The organism is Mycetohabitans sp. B3, assembly GCF_021498065.1.
In the GTDB taxonomy this organism is placed as follows: domain Bacteria; phylum Pseudomonadota; class Gammaproteobacteria; order Burkholderiales; family Burkholderiaceae; genus Mycetohabitans.
This window is the reverse complement of record NZ_JAHLKN010000010.1, coordinates 33,259-55,519: the sequence shown is the minus strand read 5'-3', so window position 1 is coordinate 55,519 and position 22,261 is coordinate 33,259. Positions and strand designations below refer to the sequence as shown.

Annotated in this window: 18 protein-coding genes; 9 read left to right on the top strand and 9 right to left on the bottom strand. The window is 62.6% G+C overall.

What is annotated here, in order from left to right:
* The first annotated feature begins 7 nt into the window (after positions 1 to 7).
* Complete coding sequence (rpmG, locus tag KQH55_RS01805; protein WP_013434320.1) at positions 8 to 175, top strand: 50S ribosomal protein L33; 168 nt, start codon at positions 8 to 10, stop codon at positions 173 to 175.
* 196 nt (positions 176 to 371) lie between these two features.
* A complete protein-coding gene (gene nadB / locus KQH55_RS01800) occupies positions 372 to 1,970 on the top strand; it encodes an L-aspartate oxidase (protein ID WP_076796999.1) in 1,599 nt (532 codons plus the stop codon).
* A gap of 39 nt (positions 1,971 to 2,009) precedes the next feature.
* Here the strand turns inward: nadB and nadC are convergent, their stop codons facing one another.
* From nadC to purN, 6 genes are all read right to left on the bottom strand, one after another.
* Entirely contained in the window at positions 2,010 to 2,933 is a 924-nt protein-coding gene (nadC, locus tag KQH55_RS01795) for a carboxylating nicotinate-nucleotide diphosphorylase (RefSeq protein ID WP_175972458.1), read from the bottom strand.
* A complete protein-coding gene (gene nadA, locus KQH55_RS01790) occupies positions 2,933 to 4,072 on the bottom strand; it encodes a quinolinate synthase NadA (protein WP_235090091.1) in 1,140 nt (379 codons plus the stop codon). Before nadA ends, nadC begins: the two co-directional genes overlap by 1 nt.
* 172 nt (positions 4,073 to 4,244) lie before the next feature.
* Positions 4,245 to 5,441, bottom strand: a complete 1,197-nt coding sequence (locus KQH55_RS01785; RefSeq protein ID WP_076785375.1) for a fatty acid desaturase — start codon at positions 5,439 to 5,441, stop codon at positions 4,245 to 4,247.
* Positions 5,442 to 5,654: 213 nt separating this feature from the next.
* A complete protein-coding gene (locus KQH55_RS01780; protein ID WP_235090090.1) occupies positions 5,655 to 7,010 on the bottom strand; it encodes a mechanosensitive ion channel family protein in 1,356 nt (451 codons plus the stop codon).
* A 1-nt stretch (position 7,011) separates the two neighbouring features.
* Positions 7,012 to 8,298, bottom strand: coding sequence for an RsmB/NOP family class I SAM-dependent RNA methyltransferase (locus KQH55_RS01775; RefSeq protein WP_076796996.1), 1,287 nt, complete (start codon positions 8,296 to 8,298; stop codon positions 7,012 to 7,014).
* Complete coding sequence (purN, locus tag KQH55_RS01770) at positions 8,295 to 8,936, bottom strand: phosphoribosylglycinamide formyltransferase (RefSeq protein WP_076796995.1); 642 nt, start codon at positions 8,934 to 8,936, stop codon at positions 8,295 to 8,297. Before purN ends, KQH55_RS01775 begins: the two co-directional genes overlap by 4 nt.
* 110 nt (positions 8,937 to 9,046) lie before the next feature.
* On the opposite strand from purN, the gene KQH55_RS01765 reads away from it, so the two are divergent.
* From KQH55_RS01765 to dut, 6 genes are all read left to right on the top strand, one after another.
* Positions 9,047 to 10,180, top strand: coding sequence for a bifunctional riboflavin kinase/FAD synthetase (locus KQH55_RS01765; RefSeq protein ID WP_139336994.1), 1,134 nt, complete (start codon positions 9,047 to 9,049; stop codon positions 10,178 to 10,180).
* Between the two features lie 147 nt (positions 10,181 to 10,327).
* On the top strand, positions 10,328 to 13,165 hold the full coding sequence (gene ileS / locus KQH55_RS01760; protein ID WP_235090089.1) for an isoleucine--tRNA ligase: 2,838 nt from the start codon (positions 10,328 to 10,330) through the stop codon (positions 13,163 to 13,165).
* Complete coding sequence (gene lspA, locus KQH55_RS01755) at positions 13,166 to 13,672, top strand: signal peptidase II (RefSeq protein WP_076785380.1); 507 nt, start codon at positions 13,166 to 13,168, stop codon at positions 13,670 to 13,672. It abuts the gene before it with no gap.
* A gap of 58 nt (positions 13,673 to 13,730) precedes the next feature.
* Entirely contained in the window at positions 13,731 to 14,933 is a 1,203-nt protein-coding gene (coaBC, locus tag KQH55_RS01750) for a bifunctional phosphopantothenoylcysteine decarboxylase/phosphopantothenate--cysteine ligase CoaBC (RefSeq protein WP_235090088.1), read from the top strand.
* Positions 14,934 to 14,997: 64 nt separating this feature from the next.
* Positions 14,998 to 15,999: an LLM class flavin-dependent oxidoreductase gene (locus KQH55_RS01745; protein WP_076796993.1), complete on the top strand. Its 1,002-nt coding sequence runs from the start codon at positions 14,998 to 15,000 to the stop codon at positions 15,997 to 15,999.
* A gap of 136 nt (positions 16,000 to 16,135) precedes the next feature.
* Positions 16,136 to 16,582 (top strand): dUTP diphosphatase, encoded by a 447-nt coding sequence (gene dut, locus KQH55_RS01740; RefSeq protein WP_076796992.1) that lies wholly within the window; start codon positions 16,136 to 16,138, stop codon positions 16,580 to 16,582.
* 55 nt (positions 16,583 to 16,637) lie between these two features.
* Here the strand turns inward: dut and clpA are convergent, their stop codons facing one another.
* Together clpA and clpS are read right to left on the bottom strand one after the other, a co-directional pair.
* On the bottom strand, positions 16,638 to 18,938 hold the full coding sequence (gene clpA / locus KQH55_RS01735; protein WP_076785384.1) for an ATP-dependent Clp protease ATP-binding subunit ClpA: 2,301 nt from the start codon (positions 18,936 to 18,938) through the stop codon (positions 16,638 to 16,640).
* Positions 18,935 to 19,249, bottom strand: a complete 315-nt coding sequence (gene clpS, locus KQH55_RS01730) for an ATP-dependent Clp protease adapter ClpS (protein ID WP_076785385.1) — start codon at positions 19,247 to 19,249, stop codon at positions 18,935 to 18,937. The genes clpA and clpS overlap by 4 nt, the downstream gene beginning before the upstream one ends.
* A 507-nt stretch (positions 19,250 to 19,756) precedes the next feature.
* On the opposite strand from clpS, the gene cspD reads away from it, so the two are divergent.
* A complete protein-coding gene (gene cspD, locus KQH55_RS01725) occupies positions 19,757 to 19,963 on the top strand; it encodes a cold shock domain-containing protein CspD (protein ID WP_041753073.1) in 207 nt (68 codons plus the stop codon).
* Positions 19,964 to 20,035: 72 nt separating this feature from the next.
* Here the strand turns inward: cspD and KQH55_RS01720 are convergent, their stop codons facing one another.
* The gene (locus KQH55_RS01720) at positions 20,036 to 22,183 is read right to left on the bottom strand and encodes a TonB-dependent copper receptor (RefSeq protein WP_235090087.1); all 2,148 of its coding nucleotides are present in this window, start codon (positions 22,181 to 22,183) and stop codon (positions 20,036 to 20,038) included.
* Between the last annotated feature and the right edge of the window lie 78 nt (positions 22,184 to 22,261).

Below are 22,261 nucleotides of genomic sequence, written 5' to 3'. Positions count from 1 at the left end.
CTGCGACATGGCCAAAGGCGCTCGCGACAAGATCAAGCTGGAATCGACGGCCGGAACCGGTCACTTCTACACCACGACGAAGAACAAGCGCACGATGCCCGAAAAGATGGCGATCATGAAGTTCGACCCGGTCGCGCGCAAGCACGTCGAATACAAGGAAACGAAGATCAAATAATGGATCTATGGGGCCTCCGATTGGTCCGCCGATCGGAAGTTCAATGTCTCTCGAGACTGTAGAGCCTGACGAAGAGCAAAAGACCCCGAACTCCGGGGTCTTTTGCTTTTTGCACGTCGTGTCGCATCGGGGTATGCTCCTTCGTTTCGGCGTATGGGTCCGGACCCGTCACGTAGGGTATGAGGAGATTATCCCAATGAATTTCGACGTCGTCATCGTCGGTAGTGGACTGGCCGGGCTAAGTGTGGCGCTGAACCTGGCGCCCACTTGTCGGGTCGCCGTCATCGCAAAGCGAGCCCTGTCCGACGGTGCTAGCGACTGGGCGCAAGGTGGCATCGCAGCCGTGCTGGACTCGGCAGACAGCATCGACAGCCATGTCCGCGATACGCTAGTCGCCGGCGCAGGCCTATGCGACGAACCCGCGACGCGCTTCATCGTCGAGAACGCACGCGCGGCGATCGAATGGTTGATCGGCGAAGGCGTGCCGTTCACCCAGGACGATAACGCCGAATTGGGGTTTCACCTGACGCGCGAAGGCGGACACAGCCATCGGCGCATCATTCACGCGGCTGATGCCACCGGCCATGCGGTGCTGTCGACACTCATCGAACAAGCCCGTCAACGCCCGAACATTGCCCTGCTTGAGCATCACTGCGCGATTGACCTGGTCACGTCCGACCGGCTCGGGTTGCCGGGCCGGCATTGCTTCGGGCTGTACGTGCTCGACATTGACAGCGGCAAGACACTGACGATCGAGACACCGCACACCGTGCTAGCCACCGGCGGCGCCGGCAAAGTCTATTTATACACGACGAACCCAGATACCGCGACCGGCGACGGCATTGCGATGGCCTGGCGGGCTGGTGCACGGGTGGCGAACATGGAGTTCATCCAATTCCATCCGACCTGCCTGTACCATCCGTATGCCGGCTCATTTCTCATTTCCGAGGCGGTGCGCGGCGAAGGCGGATTGCTGAAGTTGCCGGACGGCACCCGCTTCATGCCGCAGTATGATGAGCGCGCGGAATTGGCACCACGCGACATCGTCGCCCGTGCAATTGACTTCGAAATCAAGAAGCGCGGTATCGATTGCGTCTATCTCGATATCAGTCACCAACCGGCTGCATTCCTGCGTGAGCACTTTCCGACAATCCTCGCCCGATGCCAGCAGTTCGGCATCGATATCACGCGTGCCCCGATCCCCGTCGTGCCGGCTGCCCACTACACGTGCGGCGGCGTCGTGACCGACCTGGCCGGCCGAACCGATCTCACCGGACTCTACGCAGTCGGCGAAACCGCCTATACGGGCTTGCATGGCGCCAACCGGCTTGCAAGCAATTCGCTGCTGGAGTGCCTGGTGATCGGCAGGGCCGCGGCGCGAGCCATCGAAAACGTGGGGTTTCATGCCGCGCACCCTCTCACATTGCCGCAGTGGGACGAGAGCCGCGTGTCCGATGCTGACGAAGAGGTCGTCGTGGCTCACAACTGGGACGAGGTGCGGCGGCTGATGTGGAACTATGTCGGCATCGTGCGAACCGACAAGCGGCTGGCACGGGCGAAGCACCGACTGGCGCTGCTGCGCGATGAGATCCACGAGTACTATGCGAATTTTCGTATCAGCCGTGACCTGCTCGAGTTGCGCAACCTGGTCGATGTTGCATTGCTGATCGTCGACAGCGCCCGCTCCCGGCTCGAAAGCCGCGGTTTGCATTTCAGCCGCGACTGGGAGCAGGCATTGCCTAAAGCGCTGCCAACGGTGCTGAGCCCGAAGCGATTCCGCCACCGCTCAATCTGATCGCCCGCGGCTACGTCCGCCGCAGTCCGGCGCCGAGTGCTACGCGCGATCGAGGATTCGCATCGAATAGTCGCTCGCGCGCACATCCTTGGTCAGTGCGCCAATCGATATTCGATCCACGCCGGTCGCCGCGATATCGCGCACCGTGTCCAAGCCGACGCCCCCAGAGACCTCAAGCAGAGCCCGATGATCGTTCAGTGCAACCGCATCACGCATCATGTCCAGCGTGAAGTTGTCCAGCAACACCGATTGAGCACGATGTGCCAGCGCCACCTGCAGCTGTTCGAGCGTCTCAACCTCGATCTGCACCGGCACACTCGCCTGCAACGCATGCGCGGCCTGCAACGCGGCGGCGACACCGCCCGCGGCTGCAATATGATTTTCCTTAATGAGGATGCCGTCATACAGCGCCAGCCGCTGGTTGTCGCCGCCGCCGACCCGAACGGCATATTTTTGCGCCAGCCGCAGGCCAGGCAGCGTCTTGCGCGTATCGAGAATCCGCGCCCGGGTGCCGGCTATCGCCTCGACATATCGACGCGTGGCCGTCGCGACGCCGGACAGCAACTGCAGAAAATTCAAGCCACTGCGCTCGGCCGTCAGCAGCGCGCGCGCGGGGCCTCGCAACGAGCACACTGGCGTATCGGCGTGCATCCATTCGCCTTCACGATAATGCCATGACAGTTCGATGCGGGCATCGACACTGCGCATCACTTCGACAAACCAAAGTACACCGCATAGCACGGCGGGCTCACGCACGATGATCCGGGCGTCGAACACGTCATTGGCGGGCACGAGCAAGCCCGTCCAGTCGCACGCGCCAACATCCTCGGCCAGCGCGTCTTGCACGTTTCGGCGCAGCGCGGCCGTGAACGCGTCGCCATAGTGCTGACGGATTGGCTCATAGCCGTCCCACTGCGGCGCCGCCACCGTGCGGATCTCGCGGCTTGTCCCGGTAACGCCCATCACGCCGCCCCCACATGTCGAAACAACGCATCATCGCTCGCCAGGTCGCCGCTCGCCCGTACATTGCGCTTTTTTTGCGCCGCGAAGTCCAGCATGCGGTCAATCGGCATCCGAGCACGCTGAGCGATGACCGGATCGACAAATATCTCGTTTGCACCGGACTGCAGCACGGCGGCGAGATTGGTCAGGCCGTTCATCGCCATCCATGGACAATGCGCACAGCTTTTACACGTTGCGCTGTTGCCCGCGGTCGGCGCGGCGATGAACGTCTTACCCGGCGCCGCCGCCTGCATTTTGTACAGGATGCCCAAGTCGGTGGCCACGATAAAGCGAGTCGCGTCAAGCGCCTTCGCCGCGTCGATCAGTTGCGTGGTTGAACCGACCACGTCGGCCTGCGCAACGACTGATTCTGGCGACTCCGGATGCACGAGTACCTTGGCGTCCGGATGCTCGGCGCGCAACAAGTCAAGCTCGATCCCCTTGAATTCGTCGTGCACGAGACACGAGCCTTGCCACATCAGCATATCGGCGCCAGTCTTGCGCTGGATGTAGCTGCCCAGATGGCGGTCCGGCGCCCATAAGATCTTCTCGCCGCGCGCATGCAGCGCGGCGACGATATCCAGCCCAATTGATGAAGTCACCATCCAGTGCGCACGGGCCTTGACCGCCGCGCTCGTGTTCGCGTACACGACGACGGTTCGGTCGGGATGAGCGTCGCAGAACGCGGCAAACTGGTCGGCAGGACAACCCAGATCGAGCGAGCACGTCGCATCCAGGTCCGGCATCAACACGCGCTTTTCGGGGCTCAGAATCTTCGCGGTCTCGCCCATGAAACGCACACCGGCCACGACCAGTGTACGGGCGTCGTGATCGCGGCCGAACCGGGCCATTTCCAGCGAATCGGCGACACACCCTCCGGTCTCCTCCGCGAGCGACTGCAGCTCCGGGTCGACATAATAATGAGCGACCAGCACGGCCTGCTGCTGCGCCAGCAACTCGCGGATACGCACACGTAACTCGGCGCGCTCGGCCACCGATAGGCTGTGCGGCACGCGCGCCCATGCTTGCCCGACGCTGCAAGCTCCGTCGGGCATCACCGGCTTGTCGAACTCGACCATCCTAATCGAACGCTGGTTCATTGTCATCCTCCCGCTGCTCAGTACTCAGTATGACCGCCCGCGCCACCACCCGCGAATCCCAATTGACGCACGCTGGTGGCCGCATCGTGCGCCGAAATAAAAAACCCCGCCTATGCGGGGTTTTTGCGGCAAGACGGACTCCAAGTGTAACGGAATTTACCGATGCCCGCCTTTACGCGTAGCGGCGCAGGCGCAGTGCGAACTCCTGCAATGCCTTGATGCCGCTTTGCTCCGCGCGATGGCACCAGTCCTGCAAGTGCGACAGCAACTGCTCGCGTGACGCGTTCGAGCGCTCCCATATCTGCGCCAACTCCGCCCGCAACTGGTAATACGTGCGCAGGCGCTGGCTGCTGGCGAAGATCTGCATCAGTTGCCTTTTTTGCGGCTCGTCCAGACCGGCCTCATCCTTGTGGATCCACTCGCGCGCGCCCTTGATCAGCGCGTACTTCTCACGCGCGCCCAATTCCTTCAAGTGCGCCAACTCCTGCCGGTACGCCCGCTTGACCGTTTTCGCGTAGCGCGCCATCACCTCATAACGATTGGCTAGCACCGCGTGCAATGTGTCCAGGTCGGGCACCGCCTTGCGCGCCGCCAGCTTCGGCGTCGGCGCAATTTTTTTCACCTTCGCGAGCCGGCATGCTGACATGAGTCGGATGTACATCCAGCCGATGTCGAACTCGTACCACTTGTTCGACAGCTTTGCCGACGTCGCATAGGTATGGTGATTGTTGTGCAGCTCCTCGCCCCCAATCAAAATGCCCCATGGGAACAGGTTCGTGCTTGCATCCGCACAGTTGAAATTGCGGTAGCCCCAGAAATGACCGAGGCCGTTGACCACGCCAGCGGCCCAGAACGGAATCCACACCATCTGGATAGCCCACACCGAAATGCCGACGATGCCGAACAGCGCCAGGTCGATCAACGCCATGATCGTCACGCCAAGCACCGCATGCTTCGCGTAGACATGCCGCTCGAGCCAATCGTCCGGCGTGCCGTGCCCGTATTTCTTCAGCGTTTGCTCGTTCTTCGCCTCGGCGCGGTACAGTTCGGCGCCTTCGAGCAGCACTTTCCATATCCCACGCGTCTGCGGACTGTGCGGATCCTCATCAGTCTCGCATTTCGCATGATGCTTGCGATGGATCGCCGCCCACTGACCCGTGACCATGCCCGTGGTCAGCCATAGCCAGAAGCGGAAGAAATGACTGGCGATCGGATGCAAGTCCAGCGCGCGATGCGCCTGGTGCCGATGCAGATAGACGGTGACACCAATGATCGTGATGTGCGTCATCACGAGCGTGTACAGCACGATTTGCCACCAAGACCAGTTCAACAGGCCATGGGCAACGAAATCAAGCGCGAAATTCAGCAAATTAATACCCGGAAAACAAAATCGGAAAAAAGCCCGATTGAAGTATCGGACGTGACCTGCCGCGGCGGCCGCGAAAGGGCTGAGTCAAGATTCTACCCGATCAGCCGCAATTGCCTGTCACAAAAATGATTCCCTGTTGCGCGGCACACAGTCGCAGCCTCTGACGCGCAACATACTCTAGTGCATGGCATAGGAAAAGGGGGAGGAATGCAGCTAATTTTCTCTTTTGACTGCGGCGACCGGCATCGGTTCAATAGCAGCGGACAACGGTTCGATGGCCGCGGCATTGAGGATCCGCACCTCGCGGCGCTGCGCGAGTGGAACGCGGATACCGTGCGCATTGAACCCGGCCCAGATATTGTAGTTGACGGCCGAGCGCACCGACGCGATACCGAGCGCCGCGTCGGCAATCCAGAAACCTAGCTCCAGGTCGATCCCGTTGGCACCGAATCCGGCAAAATAAGGGCGAGGCGCCGGATCCTGTAACACGCGTTCTACGCCCTGCGTAGCTTGGACGAGCACGCGCATCGCGAGGTCCACGTCCGTACTATACGCCACTTGGACCGACACCTTGGTCCAGCCGCGCGTGAGGAACGACGACTGGTTCTGCACAATGTCGGTGATTAACTTTTCGTTCGGCACCAGCGTCTCGACGCCATCCAGCCCGCGCACCACCGTGTAGCGGGTGCGGATCTGCGTGACCCGGCCTTGCAGACCACCCACGCAAATCGTATCCCCGAGCCGCAGCGAGCGGTCCAGCAGGATGATAAACCCCGACACGTAGTTGCTGGCAATCTTCTGCAATCCGAAGCCCAGCCCGACGCCGAGTGCGCCGCCGAATACGCCAAGCACGGTGATATCGATGCCAACGATCGACAGGCTCACGAGCACCGCGGCCAGGATCAACGCCGCACGACCGATGCGCGACAGCACGACCTGCAGGTTCGCATCGAGTGAGTTGGCCCGCAGCAGCCGCTCGTCCAGCGCGCGGCCCGCCCATAGCGCGCCGATCAATGCGATCATGACCCACAGCAGGCCGTTGCACAGCGACAATAGGCTCACGTGCGCGGTGGCCACGTGAAATTGCACGCTGGCCATCCAGTGCAGCACGTCGTCCTGAATGCCCATCACGGTCAGCACCATGCCGGCCCATACCAGCACGGTGACGATTTTCTCAACCAGGTACGCGAGCCCGTGCAAGTGCCCGTCCCGGGAAAACACCCGGCGCATCAGGTACAACGCCACATAGATCAGCGCAATACCGAACAGCGGTACCCGCGCGAGTTCCAATAGCGGCGTTTTCATCGCCTGGCCCAGCACAAGCCCCGTGCCGCCCACAATCAACCAGCCGAGGAACGGAAACAACGCCTTATTCAGTCCATCCGCGCCGAAGCGCACCGCCGCGTTGCGGGCGCGTCGATATGCATCCAGTCGCTGGCGGGCATAACCGGCGAGCCCCCATGCCAGCGCTAGCGCGCCGATCAGCGCAACGACTTGCCAGAGCATCGCCGGCTGGCCAAGGTCGCGCACCAAGTCGCCGAACCGGTGGGTCAGTATCCGATCCTGCATGTCACGCCACCCGTTGCATCACTGCCGCAAAGAAGCCGTCGGTGCTGTGCCGGTGCGGCCACAGCGTCAGGTCATCGCCGGTATCGAGCGCGATCTTTTGATCGGCCAGCACCCGGCTCGCCGGCACGCGTTCGAACATCGGGTGAGCCGCGATGAATGACTCGACAATGCCCTCGTTCTCGTCACCCAGCAAGCTGCACGTCGCGTAGACGAGCCGTCCGCCCGGCTTGAGCAGTCGCGCGGCGGCGGCGAGGATCGATGCCTGTTTCACCGTCAACTCAACGACCGATTGCGGCGTTTGACGCCACTTGAGATCCGGATTGCGGCGCAGCGTACCTAGGCCACTACAGGGCGCATCGACCAGCACGCGATCGATCTTGCCGGCCAACCGCTTGATCTTCACATCATGCTCGCTATCGATGACGACTGGGTGCACGTTCGACAAGCCGCTACGCGCGAGCCTGGGCTTGAGTTTGCCTAACCGCTTGTCGGACACATCGAACGCGTACAGCCGTCCGGATGAGCGCATCATCGCACCCAACGCGAGCGTCTTGCCGCCCGCTCCGGCGCAAAAATCGACAATCATCTCGCCGCGGCGCGGCGCGACCAGCTGGCACAACAGCTGGCTGCCCTCGTCCTGTACCTCGAACCAGCCTTGCTGGAAAGCGGCCAACGTATGGATCGCAGGCTTGCCGGCCACCCGGATACCCAGCGGCGCATACGGCGTCGGCTCCGCCTGCACGCCAGCCTCCGCCAGCGCGGCGAGCACCGTATCGCGATTGGCGCGGATCGGGTTGGCGCGCAGATCCAGCGGCGCCGGATAGTTCAGCGCCGCGGCGAGCCGCACCAGCTCCTGCGCCACCGCATCCGGCCCGGCATCGGTGGTGGCCAGACGGACGCCCAGCGCGGCCTCGATCCATGGCGGCAGGTTCGTGCGCACGCGCGCCGGCAAGCTCGCCGGATCGATCTTCGACACATGGTCGAGCCACGCGAATTCCTGTTGCGACACATGCGGGCGCAACGCGTTCAGGCCAGCGGTCTGCATCAAGCCAAGCAGCGCCAGCCGACGTGCTGGCGTGCCGCTGCCGCTCTCGGCCAAATGTCCATATTCCATCTTGCGGCGCAGCACCGCAAATACCGCCTCGGCAATCACCCCACGCTCGGCGTGGCCAAGCTTCGGATGCGCCCGAAAGAATCGGCTCGTGGCCGCGTCGGCCGGACCGGTAAACTTCAGTACGTCGGCGAGCAACGTCTCGGTCTGGCCGATCAAAAATCCATGTAGCTTCATACCGCGTCCCCGCCAAACAGCAGCCGTGGCTCGGCAGCCGCCAACTCCACCCGGCCGTCACGCACGCGCAGCCGGTCCTCGACAAACCAGCGCACCGCGCGCGGATAAAGCTCGTGTTCCAAGCGCAGCACCCGTGCAGCAAGCGCAGCGGCATCGTCGCCGGCGAGCACCGGCACCACGCCCTGCGCAATGATCGGGCCATGGTCCAGTGCGGCGGTCACGAAATGGACCGTGGCACCGTGCACCGCGACGCCCGCGTCCAATGCGCGCTGATGCGTATACAGACCCGTGAAGCTCGGTAGCAACGATGGATGCACATTCATCATGCGAGCCGCATAGCGCTCGACAAACGCCGGCGTTAGCACGCGCATGAAGCCGGCCAGCACGACGAGGTCCGGCTCATGCGCGTCCAGCACCTGCGCCAGCGCCGCATCGAATGCATCGCGCCCGTCGAACTGTGTGTGGTCGACGACCGCCGTGGCGATGCCGTGCGCAGCCGCGAACGCCAAGCCTGCGGCGTCGGGGCGATTGGACACCACTGCGGCAACGCGCGCCGGCCAGCGTTGCGCAGCGCACGCGCGTACGATCGCCTCCATGTTGGAGCCGCGTCCGGAAATCAGGATGACGAGTTTTTTCATCCATGGATTTTATCATCGGCGCCCTTGCTGCCTACGTCGATCCGCCGGTTCCCGCCGAAACCGGGTGCGAGCGTTTATAATCGTGGGCTTTGCGGCAACGTGCCGGCGCAATGCGTCGGCGCGGCGATCGAACGCCGCAGCCCGACCGGCCAATCATCGTGAGAGTCTTCAGGGGTCTTCCAAATGCCGAGAGCCGCGCGCCCTGCGCGTTGACGATCGGCAACTTCGACGGCGTGCATCGCGGCCACCAGGCGTTGCTGGCGCGGGTTCGCGCCGCCGCCAACGCGCGCGCGCTGCCGGTCTGCGTGATGACGTTCGAACCGCACCCCCGCGAGTTCTTCGACCCGGCCGGCGCACCGCCGCGCATCGCGATGCTGCGCGATAAGCTCGAAGCATTGCAGCGCAACGGCGTGGACCGGGTCGTGGTCGAGCATTTCAATCACACGTTCGCCAGCCAGTCGCCGGCCGCGTTCGTCGAGCACATCCTCGTCAACGGATTGCACGCGCGCTGGGTGATGATCGGCGACGACTTCCGGTACGGGGCAAAGCGCGCCGGTGACTTTCTGTCGCTGAAGGCAGCCGGCGCACAGTATGGCTTCGAGGTCGAGCAGATGCCCACTGTGGCGGACCCATCCGGCGCGCGCATCTCCAGCTCGGCCGTGCGCGCCTCGCTCGTTGCGGGCGACCTCGCGGCGGCTCGCACCGCGCTCGGCCGGGCGATTGTCATCAGCGGCCACGTCGTGCATGGCATGAAACTGGGACGCGACCTGGGCTTTCCGACGCTGAATCTGCCGATCTCGCACAAGCGCCCCGCGCTGGCCGGCATCTTTATTGTGCAGGTGCACGGCATTGAGGCGGGCCCGTTACCTGGCGTAGCCAGCCTGGGCTGGCGCCCGACCGTGGACGATTCCGGCCGCGTCCTATTGGAAGTGCATCTGCTGGACTGGCATGGCGACGCGTACAGCAAGCTGGTGCGGGTCGAATTTCTTGAGAAATTGCGCGACGAACAGAAGTTTGTGGACCTGGAGGCGCTCGGCCGAGCGATCGCGTGCGATGTTGCCGCCGCCCGTGAATACTTCGCCGCGCAAGGCGACCGGGCACCAGCCGACCCCGACCGGACGTCGGCGTCGGTCCACCCCGACTGGGCGGCGGTGCCGACCCATCCCGCCAAGCAGCCCGAGCAACGAGGCGGCCCCAGCCCGGGCGGCGATTTTGCGACGTCCGCCACCGACCGAATTAGATAGCGCTGGGTCGCTGCGTACCGGCAAGGTGCGCAGTGACGCGTGTTGGGGCTGACGATATGTGCCCCACGCCCGCGCGACATGCCGTGCTTCGCCGATGCGGCCTGCATGCGCAGTCAGCGGCCGCCGAACTTCTCTACCATCCCAATCATGAGTGACAAGAAAGCCGATTCCAAGCAGCCTTCCAAGTACCCCGTCAACTTGCTTGACACACCGTTTCCAATGCGCGGCGACCTGCCCAAGCGCGAACCGCAATGGGTCCAGCAATGGCAACAGAACAAGGTGTACGAAGCGATTCGAGAAGCCAGCCGGGGGCGGCCGAAGTTCGTACTGCACGACGGCCCGCCCTATGCGAACGGGGATATTCATATCGGACACGCCGTCAACAAGGTCCTGAAAGACATCATCGTCAAGGCACGCAATATGGCCGGCTTTGACGCGGACTATGTACCCGGATGGGATTGTCACGGCATGCCGATCGAAATCCAGATCGAAAAGCGCTTCGGCAAGTCGCTGCCGGTCGAGCAGGTGCAACGTAACGCACGCGAGTATGCGGCCGAGCAGATTGAGCGCCAGAAGGCCGATTTCCGCCGGCTTGGGTTGATCGGCAATTGGGACAACCCGTATCGCACGATGGACTTCGCGAACGAGGCGAATGAAATCCGTGCGCTCGCGCGCATCCTCGAGAAGGGCTATGTGTTCCGCGGCCTGAAGCCAGTGAACTGGTGCTTTGACTGCGGTTCGGCACTGGCCGAGGCAGAAGTCGAATATAAGGACCGTGTCGATCCCGCCGTAGACGTCGCGTTTCCCTTTGCCGAGCCTGACCGGATTGCCGAGGCGTTCGGGATGCCATCGTTGCCCGGTGCCGACGGCGCGATCGTGATCTGGACCACCACGCCGTGGACCATTCCCGCGAACCAGGCGCTGAACGTCAATCCAGAGCTGTCGTACAGCCTCGTGGACACGCGGCGCGGATTGCTGATCCTGGCTTCCGAGCGCGTCGAGCCGTGCCTAACCACATACGGTCTAGACGGCACGGTGATCGCGTCGGCGCCGGGTGCCGCGCTGGGCGGGATCCGCTTCCACCATCCGCTCGCCAACCTGCACCCGGGCTACAAGCGTACTGCGCCGGTCTATTTCGGCGACTACGTGACCCTCGACTCGGGCACCGGCGTCGTACATTCGTCGCCGGCCTACGGCATTGAGGACTTCCAGTCGTGCAAGGCGCATGGCATCGGCGATGACGACATCCTGAGCCCAGTCATGGGCGACGGCCGTTATATCGAATCGTTGCCGCTGTTCGGCGGCCTGTCGATCTGGGAGGCGAACCCGAAGATCGTCGACGCGTTGCGCGATGCTGGCTCGTTGCTACACACGAACCATTACGCGCACAGCTATATGCATTGCTGGCGGCACAAAACGCCAATCATCTACCGCGCGACGTCGCAATGGTTTGCCGGCATGGACCTGACACCCGTCGGTGGCGGCAAGACGCTGCGCGAAACCGCGCTCGACGGCATCGAAGCCACTGCGTTCTATCCAGCGTGGGGCAAGCAGCGACTGCACAACATGATCGCGCATCGACCCGACTGGACATTGTCGCGCCAGCGCCAGTGGGGCGTGCCGATGGCCTTCTTCGTGCACAAGGAGACGGGCCAGTTGCATCCTCGCACGCTGGAATTGCTCGAACACGTTGCGCAACGCGTCGAACAACATGGCATCGAAGCATGGCAATCGCTCGATGCGCGCGAGTTGCTCGGCGACGACGCCGACCTGTATGAAAAGAACCGCGACACGCTGGACGTCTGGTTTGACTCCGGTACGACGCACTGGCATGTGCTGCGCGGCTCGCACGCCCAGCAGCTGCAGTGGCCCGCCGACCTGTACCTCGAAGGCTCGGATCAGCACCGCGGATGGTTCCATTCGTCGCTGCTCACCGGCTCGATGCTCGATGGCCGGCCACCCTACAAGGCGCTGCTGACGCACGGCTTCACGGTCGACGGACAAGGCCGGAAGATGTCGAAATCAGTCGGCAACGTGATCGCGCCGCAGGAAGTCTCGAACAAGCTCGGCGCCGAGATCATTCGCCTGTGGGTGGCCTCGACCGACTACTCTGGCGAACTGTCGATCTCCGATGAGATCCTGAAGCGCGTGGTCGAAAGCTACCGCCGAATCCGCAACACGCTGCGCTTTCTGCTGGCGAATCTGTCGGACTTCGACCCGAGCCGGAACACGGTGCTGCCCGAACAGTGGCTCGAGATCGACCGCTACGCACTCGCACGCGCCGCAGCGCTGCAAAAGGAGGCGCTCGATCACTACGACGCGTACGAATTCCACCCAGTCGTGGCCAAGCTGCAGACCTTCTGCTCAGAAGATCTCGGTGGCTTCTATCTCGATGTGCTCAAGGACCGGTTGTACACGTCGGCAGTCGACTCGCACGCGCGGCGCAGCGCACAGTCGACGCTGTACCACATCACGCAAGGGTTGCTGCGGCTGATCGCGCCCTTCCTGTCGTTTACCGCGGAGGAAGCGTGGAAGATCTTCCAGCCGGGGCGCACGACGATCTTCACTGAAACGTACTACGTCTATCCGCTGCTGCCCGACGGCGCGGCGTTGTTAGATAAATGGGCGCTCGTGCGCCAATTGCGCGGCGATGTCACCAAGGCGCTCGAAGCGGCGCGCGAAGCCGGCCGGATCGGCTCGTCGCTGCAGGCCGAAGTCGAGATCCGCGCGCATGGCGCACGCTACGATACCCTTGCGAGCCTGGGTGACGACTTGAAATTCGTGCTGATCACCTCTGCGGCTCGGCTGATCAAGGTTGACAATGAGGCCGACGAGGCAATCGACGTGATCGCGTCCCGGTACCCGAAGTGCGAGCGCTGCTGGCATTATCGCGAGGAAGTGGGCACGAACACCGAGCATCCGACGCTGTGCGGGCGTTGCACGGCGAACCTATTCGGGGATGGCGAACACCGGAGCATGGCATAAATGGCGAAGACCTCATCTCACAACGCCGCCCGTTCGGCAACGCTGATGCCGTGGCTAGGCATGTCGTTGATCGTGATCCTGCTCGACCAATTGTCCAAAATCGCGGTGTCGCGCCTGTTCGTGTACGGTGACCCGCATCCGGTTGCGTCATTCTTCAATCTGCTGCTGATCTACAACCGTGGTGCCGCGTTCAGTTTTCTGGCGACTGCCGGTGGCTGGCAGCGCTGGGCGTTCACCGCATTGGGCATCGTCGCCGCGCTAGTGATCACCTGGTTACTCAAGCGCCACAGCGGGCAGAAACTGTTTTGCACCGCTCTGGCATTCATTCTCGGTGGCGCGCTGGGCAACGTCATTGACCGGCTGGTGCACGGCCATGTGATCGACTTCCTTGATTTTCACATTGGCGGCTGGCATTGGCCGGCGTTCAACATTGCCGACAGCGGCATCACGATCGGTGCGATGCTGCTAGTGCTCGACGAGCTTAGGCGCGTGCGCGCGGTGCGCTGAAAACCTAGATCGGGGGACAATCCCGGCACTGGACACACGCAATAGCGGAAGGAACGATATGGATCTTGCGGGCAAACATCTGGTGCTTGGACTGACAGGGGGCATCGCATGCTACAAGTCGGCCGAGCTTACGCGCATGCTGACCCAAGCCGGTGCCACCGTCCAAGTGGCGATGACGGAAGCGGCCACGCAATTTATCACGCCGGTTACGATGCAGGCACTGTCCGGCCATCCAGTCTACACCAGCCAGTGGGACACACGGATCGATAACAACATGCCACACATCGACCTGTCGCGCCGCGCGGACGCGATCGTGATCGCTCCCGCGTCGACTGACTTCATCGCCAAGCTAGCCAATGGGCTGTGCGACGATTTGTTGTCCACGCTGGTCGTGGCGCGTGATTGCCCGTTGCTGGTCGTGCCGGCGATGAACCGCCAGATGTGGCAAAACCCGGCGACACAACGCAACGTCGCCCAGTTGCGCGCAGATGGCATCACGGTGCTCGGTCCGGACGCCGGCCCGCAGGCGTGCGGCGAGATCGGCGACGGCCGCATGCTCGAACCCGCAGCGGTGTACGAGGCCATCGTCGCGTTCTTTCAGCCGAAGAAGCTGGCGGGACAGCGCGTACTGATCACGGCGGGTCCCACTTTTGAGCCGATCGATCCGGTCCGCGGCATCACCAATCGTTCGAGCGGCAAGATGGGATTCGCGCTCGCGCGCGCCGCGGCGCAGGCCGGTGCGCGCGTGCACCTGATCGCCGGCCCGGTCGCGCTCGCCACGCCATGGGGCGTGAGCCGGGAGGACGTACAAACCGCGCAGCAAATGTACGATGCGGTCATGGCGACCATCGCCGACACCGACATTTTCATCGCCGTTGCCGCGGTCGCCGACTGGCGTACCATTCAAGTGTCCGATCACAAGCTGAAGAAGGCCGCCGGTCAGCCGGCGCCACCGCTGGACTTCGTCGAGAACCCGGATATCCTTGCCAGTGTCGCCGCTTTGCCCTCGCCGCCTTACTGCGTCGGCTTCGCGGCGGAAAGCGGCGAGCTGGGCGCAAACGGTGAAGCGAAGCGGCGGCGCAAGAACGTCCCGCTGCTGATTGGCAACCTGGGGCCGAAGACATTCGGCAAGGATGACAACGAAGTCGTACTATTCGACACAACTGGCTCGACACCGTTGCCGCGCGCGGACAAACAATCACTCGCGCGCACATTGGTCGACGAGATTGCGCAGCGCGTGCCGGGCAGTCTTTTCGCGTAAATCACGTCCGCGCACACGGCGCCCCTCGGCTCGCCACACGTACGGCACGCTATCCGGTCCTCCTATGACTCGACTGTCAGTACTCGATCAAACGCCGGTGATTGACGGCCATTCGGTCGCCGACGCCATTGCCGCCACTGTCGAACTCGCGCAGCTTGCCGACCAACTGGGCTATACCCGCTTCTGGTGCGCGGAGCATCACGGCTTGCGCTCGGTGGCGAATCCCGCACCGGAAGTGATGCTCGCGCGCCTGGGCAGCGTTACGCAACGCATCCGAATCGGCTCGGGCGGCATCATGCTGCCCTACTATAGTGCGTTCAAGGTCGCTGAGCAGTTCATGATGCTCGAGGCGTTGTTCCCGGGGCGTGTCGATCTCGCTGTGGGCCGCGCGCCCGGCGGCGATATGCGCACCGCGCAGGCCGTCGCGTCCGGCTCGTATAATCGTGGCGAGCTTTTCCCGCAGCAAGTGACCGAACTGTCGGGACTGTTTCGCGGGCAACTCGCCGAGGACTCGCTCGCACAAGACGTGCTGCTACAACCCCATGTCGCAACGCGGCCGCAGTTGTGGGTACTCGGATCGAGCGACTTCGGCGGTGCGCTGGCCGCGCAACTCGGCATCCGGTTCGCGTTCGCGCACTTCATCAACGCGTTCTTCGGCCATACGGTTGCGCAAGCATACCGGACGCAATTCAAACCCGGGTTTGAAATTCACCCCTATTTGGCCGCCGCGGTTTTTGTGATTTGCGCGGATACCGAGCAACAGGCCAGCGCGCTGGAAAAGGCCGTTGATCTGCGCCGCTTACAAATGGCGTATGGCTTGAACGAACCGATCCCGACCGTTGAGCAAGCGTCCGAGCAGACATATGGCGAGCGCGAACAGCTTATCATTGAGCGCGAACGGCCGCGCAGCATCATCGGCACACCAGAGTCGGTGGTACCGCGTATGCTGGAGATTCAGCAACAGTTCAACGCCGACGAGTTGATTGTCCTGACCGTTGCGGCTAGCTACAAGGCGCGCCTGCGTTCATATGAATTGCTTGCGCAGGCATTCAATCTAGCCGCGTAAACGCCCAAGACGGCATAATCGAGCCTTTTACGGGCTTGTCGTGCCATCGCGTCGTACCGCCCCGGCACCGCGACGGCATGTCATAGAGCATGCCGCGATGCCAGCACGCCCCGCTATTCCCACTACCGACTGATTGATGAACATCGACCTGAAGATTCTCGACCCGCGCATGCAGGACGCCCTGCCCGCCTATGCCACTGCCGGCAGCGCCGGTCTGGACCTGCGCGCCTGCCTGGACGAACCGCTGGTTCTGCAACCTGGCGCGACCGCGCTGGTGCCGACCGGCCTGGCCATCCATATCGGTACGCCAGGTTATGCGGCATTGATCTTGCCGCGCTCCGGATTGGGCCACAAGCACGGCATCGTGCTCGGCAACCTGGTAGGATTGATCGATTCCGATTACCAGGGCCAGTTGATGATCTCCACATGGAACCGCGGCGGGAGCGCGTTCACGCTGAACCCGATGGAGCGGCTCGCGCAACTCGTGGTCGTACCGGTGGCGCATGTGCAATTCAACGTGGTTAACGATTTCTCGCACAGCGAACGCGGTGCCGGCGGCTTCGGCAGCACCGGCCGGCACTGAGCGACAAAAAAGCGCGGGGCGTCGCCCGCGCCTTGTTATGACGCGATCGCCGCGGTCACTCGACTTCGGCCGTTTCCGGGTTTGTCGGATTGCGCGGCGCCGCGTTCTCATCGAACGTGAGTTGCACGTTGCCGTTGTCGTCGACGTTGACTGTCACGCGCCCACCGTTCATCAGCTTGCCGAACAACAGTTCGTCCGCCAACGCGCGGCGGATTGTATCCTGGATCAGCCGCTGCATCGGCCGCGCGCCCATCAACGGGTCGAAACCGTGCTTGGCTAAATGCTTGCGCAACGCATCGGTAAATAACGCATCGACCTTCTTCTCGTGCAACTGATCCTCCAATTGCATTAGGAACTTGTCGACCACGCGCATAATGATTTCTTCATCGAGCGAGCGGAAGCTGATAATCGCGTCGAGCCGGTTGCGGAACTCCGGCGTGAACATCCGCTTGATGTCCGCCATCTCGTCGCCGGTCTCGCGACGCGTCGTAAATCCGATCGTCGCCTTATTCATCGCCTCGGCGCCCGCGTTCGTTGTCATGATGATGATAACGTTACGGAAATCCGACTTGCGGCCGTTGTTGTCCGTCAACGTGCCATGGTCCATCACTTGCAGCAGCACGTTAAAGATGTCCGGGTGCGCTTTTTCGATCTCGTCGAGCAGCAGCACACAATGCGGCTTCTTCGTGACCGCCTCCGTCAGCAGTCCGCCCTGGTCGAACCCGACATAGCCGGGCGGCGCACCGATCAGCCGGCTCACCGCGTGGCGCTCCATATATTCGGACATATCGAAGCGCACTAACTCGATGCCCAGCGTAAAGGCCAGTTGACGCGCCACCTCTGTCTTGCCGACGCCGGTCGGCCCGGAGAACAGGAATGCACCGATCGGTTTGTCCGTCTTGCCGAGCCCGGCCCGCGCCATCTTGATGGCCGCGGCCAACGCATCGATGGCCGGATCCTGCCCAAACACCACGCTCTTCAAATCACGGTCTAGCGTCTGCAGCTTGCTGCGGTCGTCCTGCGATACACTTTGCGCCGGCACCCGCGCGATCTTGGAAATAATGTCCTCGATCTCTGTCTTGCCGATCGTCTTCTTTTGCTTGGACTTGGGCAGGATCCGCTGTGCCGCCCCCGCCTCATCAATCACGTCGATCGCCTTGTCCGGCAAATGTCGGTCGGTGATGAACCGTGCGGACAACTCGGCCGCCGCCGACAGCGCGCCGGACGAGTACTTGACGCCGTGGTGCTCCTCGAAGCGGGACTTCAGGCCCCGCAGAATCGCCACCGTCTGCTCGACTGTCGGCTCGGTCACGTCGATTTTCTGGAAACGCCGCGACAACGCCGCATCCTTTTCGAAGATGCCCCGGAATTCGGTGAAGGTCGTGGCCCCGATGCACTTGAGTTGGCCAGAGGACAGCGCCGGCTTGAGCAGGTTCGACGCATCGAGCGTGCCGCCCGAGGCGGCGCCCGCGCCGATCAGCGTATGGATCTCATCGATGAACAGGATCGCGTGCGGACGGTCCTTCAACTCTTTGAGCACCGTCTTGAGTCGCTGCTCAAAGTCGCCCCGGTACTTCGTGCCCGCCAGCAGCGCCCCCATGTCGAGGGAATACACTTGCCCATCCGCCAAGATATCGGGCACCTCGCCGCGCACGATCCGCCATGCCAGCCCTTCAACGATGGCCGTCTTGCCCACGCCGGCCTCGCCCACCATCAAAGGATTGTTCTTACGGCGCCGGCACAGCACCTGCACCATCCGTTCGACCTCGGGTTCCCGCCCGATCAATGGGTCAATCTTGCCGTCGCGCGCCTGCTGATTCAGGTTTTGCGTGAATTGCGCCAGTGGCGTTTCCCGCTGCGCGCTGGCCTCGTCACCGTCGACCGGCGACTCACCAGCCTTCGCCCCATCCGGCCCCGCGGTCTTCGCGATGCCGTGCGAAATGAAGTTGACCACGTCCAACCGGGTCACGCCCTGCTGCTGCAGGTAGTACACCGCGTGCGAGTCCTTCTCGCCAAAGATCGCAACCAGCACGTTCGCGCCAGTCACCTCCTTCTTGCCGCTGGAGGTCGACTGCACATGCATGATCGCGCGCTGGATCACACGTTGGAAGCCCAACGTTGGCTGCGTGTCGACGTCGTCGGCCCCCGGCACGATCGGCGTGTTATCGTGAATAAAGTTGCGCAGGTTCTGGCGCAGATCCTCGATGTTCGCGGCGCACGCGCGAAGCACCTCCGCCGCCGTCGGGTTGTCCAACAGCGCGAGCAACAAGTGTTCGACGGTGATGAACTCATGCCTCGCCTGGCGCGCTTCCATGAACGCCATATGAAGGCTGACTTCCAGTTCCTGGGCAATCATGTTTCCTCCATCACACACTGCAGCGGGTGTCCCGCTTGCCGCGCGTGCGTTACAACCAGCTCAACCTTGGTCGACGCGATGTCCCGCGTATAGACCCCGCAAACTCCGCGCCCCTCGAGATGCACTTTCAACATAATCTGCGTCGCAGTATCGCGATCCTTGTTGAAGTATTGCTGTATTACCATCACGACAAATTCCATTGGCGTGAAATCGTCGTTCAGCAAAACCACGCGATACATCGACGGCGGCTTCGCCTTTTGCTCCTGCCGCTCCAGTACTGTACTGTCCTGCTTGTCCGGGATAATGGCCATATACCCATTCTAAACAACTCGGCCACGCAAGCAATCCCGCCAAAAACCCCAACGGGCACCCGATACGGCGCGGCACACATCCTTTCGTCACCAGAGCGCAACAGCCTCTCCGGCACCCTGCCAACAGTAATCGCCCGCCCTGCAGCGAGGCACACAACGTTGCGCTGACCTTGCTTACGCAAACATCGTTCCTTGGTTATCTCGGTGCATTATGCGACTTTTCAAGCCCCCGTGCTGCATGGGCATCGGACAGAGCATGTTGATATGACGTCAAGATGACTATCGCGCGTTGTGCAGCCCTGCATTGGGGGCTCATAGAATGGGTTTTCGAGCGTTTCAAAATTTTCTTGACACTAATTTTTAGACCACCAACAATCAAGCTGGCACTTTTTTCGGTCGTGCACGAAGAAAAATGCCGGGTGAGCTGGTGAGAGGGATCCGGCCGCATGGCATGGCGCTTTTCGAACGGGCTCGTGTAGCAAGGGCAAGAGTGACAGGGGAAGTAGAATGGCGACTGGTACGGTCAAATGGTTTAATGACGCCAAAGGTTACGGATTCATCACGCCGGACGAAGGCGGTGAGGATCTGTTCGCGCATTTTTCGGCTATCCAGATGAACGGCTTCAAGACCCTCAAGGAAGGTCAGAAAGTCAGCTTCGAAGTCGTGCAGGGACCGAAAGGCAAACAAGCTTCGAATATCCAGGCGGCAGCCTGATCGTTCGAATCGCTTGCTCGTGAAGCAGAAAAAACCCGGTTGCGAGCCGGGTTTTTTTCTCTTTTAGCGCTGTTACAGTTTAACGCCGAGACGCAACCACACCGTGCGGCCGGACTCCATCACCGGTGAATTGGCCGGGTAACCAAAACCCGCGTTGCCCGCCAGGTTCAGATGTTCGGTGTACGCGTTGTCGAACAGGTTGTCCACGCCCAGCGTCAGCGTGGCCGCCTTGCCGAACGCGTACTGCGCATGCAATGACGCGACGCCGAAGCCGGCGCTCGGCCCGAAATCCTTGCCCACCACGTTTCCTTCATTGGGCACGTACCGGCGCTGCGCCGCCACTACGCGCCACAGCGCCCCGACCGACCACGTCCCGTGCTGGTAGTGTGCGCCAACGCGCGCCTCCAGCGGTGGAATCTGCGGCAACGGCCCACCCGTGGCGTTGTTGCGCCCCCACGTGTACGCGAGCGCGGTCTCGAACCGCCACGCCGGCGTGACGCGCCATGCGGCCCCCAATTCGCCGCCGAGGATCCGTGCACCCACCTGCGTCGCGCGATTGGCCGGCCCCATCGGGCCGGACACGTAGTCAAATAGGATGAAATCCCGCACGCTGCCAGCATACGCCGAAACCCAGGCGTCAAGGCGCTCGTCGCTGTACTGCGTGCCAATATCCAGTTGTGTGGTCTTTTCGGGACGCAACGACGAAAACGCGTTAACTGAACCCTCCGGACCGAGTTTCGGCGAGAACAGCTCCCAGTAATCCGGGAAACGCTCGGCATGCCCAATTCCGATGTACCACATCGCGGGCAACATGGCGAGATCGTGCTCGTAACGCACGAAGCCGCTGGGCAAAGTGTGCTCGCGTTGCACGTTGGCCGTCGGATTCGGCGCTTGCATCGCGCCGGAGCCGACGTTGACGCGCCGGTCGCGTGCCGCAGCGCGGTCTACCCGCAGCCCCGTCACCATCCGCTCGGACTGCGTCGCGTACCAGGTCAGTTCGCCAAATCCGCCCATGCTCCACAAGGTTGCGGACGGCTTCCATGAACCGTTGCCGTTGACGGTGGCCCGCTGCAACGATCGATTGTCGAGCGCATGGTGTTGCCCATCCACCCCGGCCACTAACTTGAACCGGTCTGTAAATCGCAGCGTCGCGGCGCTGCGAGCACCGAACGTGCGCCGCCGCACCTCGGATGCCATCGGCATGGACCTGCCGCCACCTGCCGGCGAGCGCAGCGTGAAGTTATCCATCACATGGTCGAAATCATTGTAGTAGACCTGTGCCTCGACGCGGTCCAGAACCTCGCCCAAATGCGAGCGCTCGGCACGCAAACCATAGCTTTCACGACGAAACCGTGCACCATCCATGCCGCGGCCGGCGTAGCGTGCATAGCCGTCGCCGGTACCGGCACTCGCTTCGATGCGGGTATGCTCGTTCGGTGTCCAGCCCAGTGACGTATCGACGTTCCATTTGTCCCACTGCGATGGCACCGTCTTGCCGTTGCCGTCGCGATAGTCTTGTTGATGCGCGTGATTCGCCATCACGCGCGCATAGCCTTCGCGCACGCCCGCGCTTAAATCGACATTCTGGTCGTTGCGGCCGAATGAACCGCCAACCAGGCTCCCATCGAAGCGCATGCCCGGCGCGTCGAAGCGGCGGGTCGTGCGCTCGAACAGCACCGTGCCGGCCGATGCGCCCGGCCCGTAGAGTACCGATTGCGGCCCCTTGACGACGGTCACCTTATCGTAGCTCTCCGGCGCGATATACGAGGTTGGAGCGTCCATGCGGCCCGGACAGGCACCCAGCATCGGCGCGCCATTGCTCAACAGGCTCAGCCGCGATCCGGACATGCCGCGAAACACCGTGTCTGCATTGGTGCCGCCGCTGCGGATCGCCGAAAAGCCCGGCACCGTCTTTAGATAGTCGGCGCCGTCGCTCGCAGGCAGCGGCTGGCGCGGCTGCTTCGGATCGGTCACTACGACCAGCGGATTCTTCGGCGCATTGGCGATGACCTCGATCGGCACGAGCACCGACGCGGCGCCCGCCGGGGGCGCGTCAGGCGGCGACGCATCAGCTTGCGCGTGAGCGCTCACTGTTCCCAACAGGCCCGCCACTGCGGCAAACACCGAAGGCGCCCAACGCCGACAGCGGTTGCTTTTCAATACAAGATACGCGTTGAACAGGCGACGCGACGCCGCCTGATCCAGGAAGGTGAATTTCATGCATACAACCCATGGCATGCCGTCCAGGTCGGCTGTGGATGGCCGGCCCGGCAGGCGTCGGTTACGAAACGAGCAAAT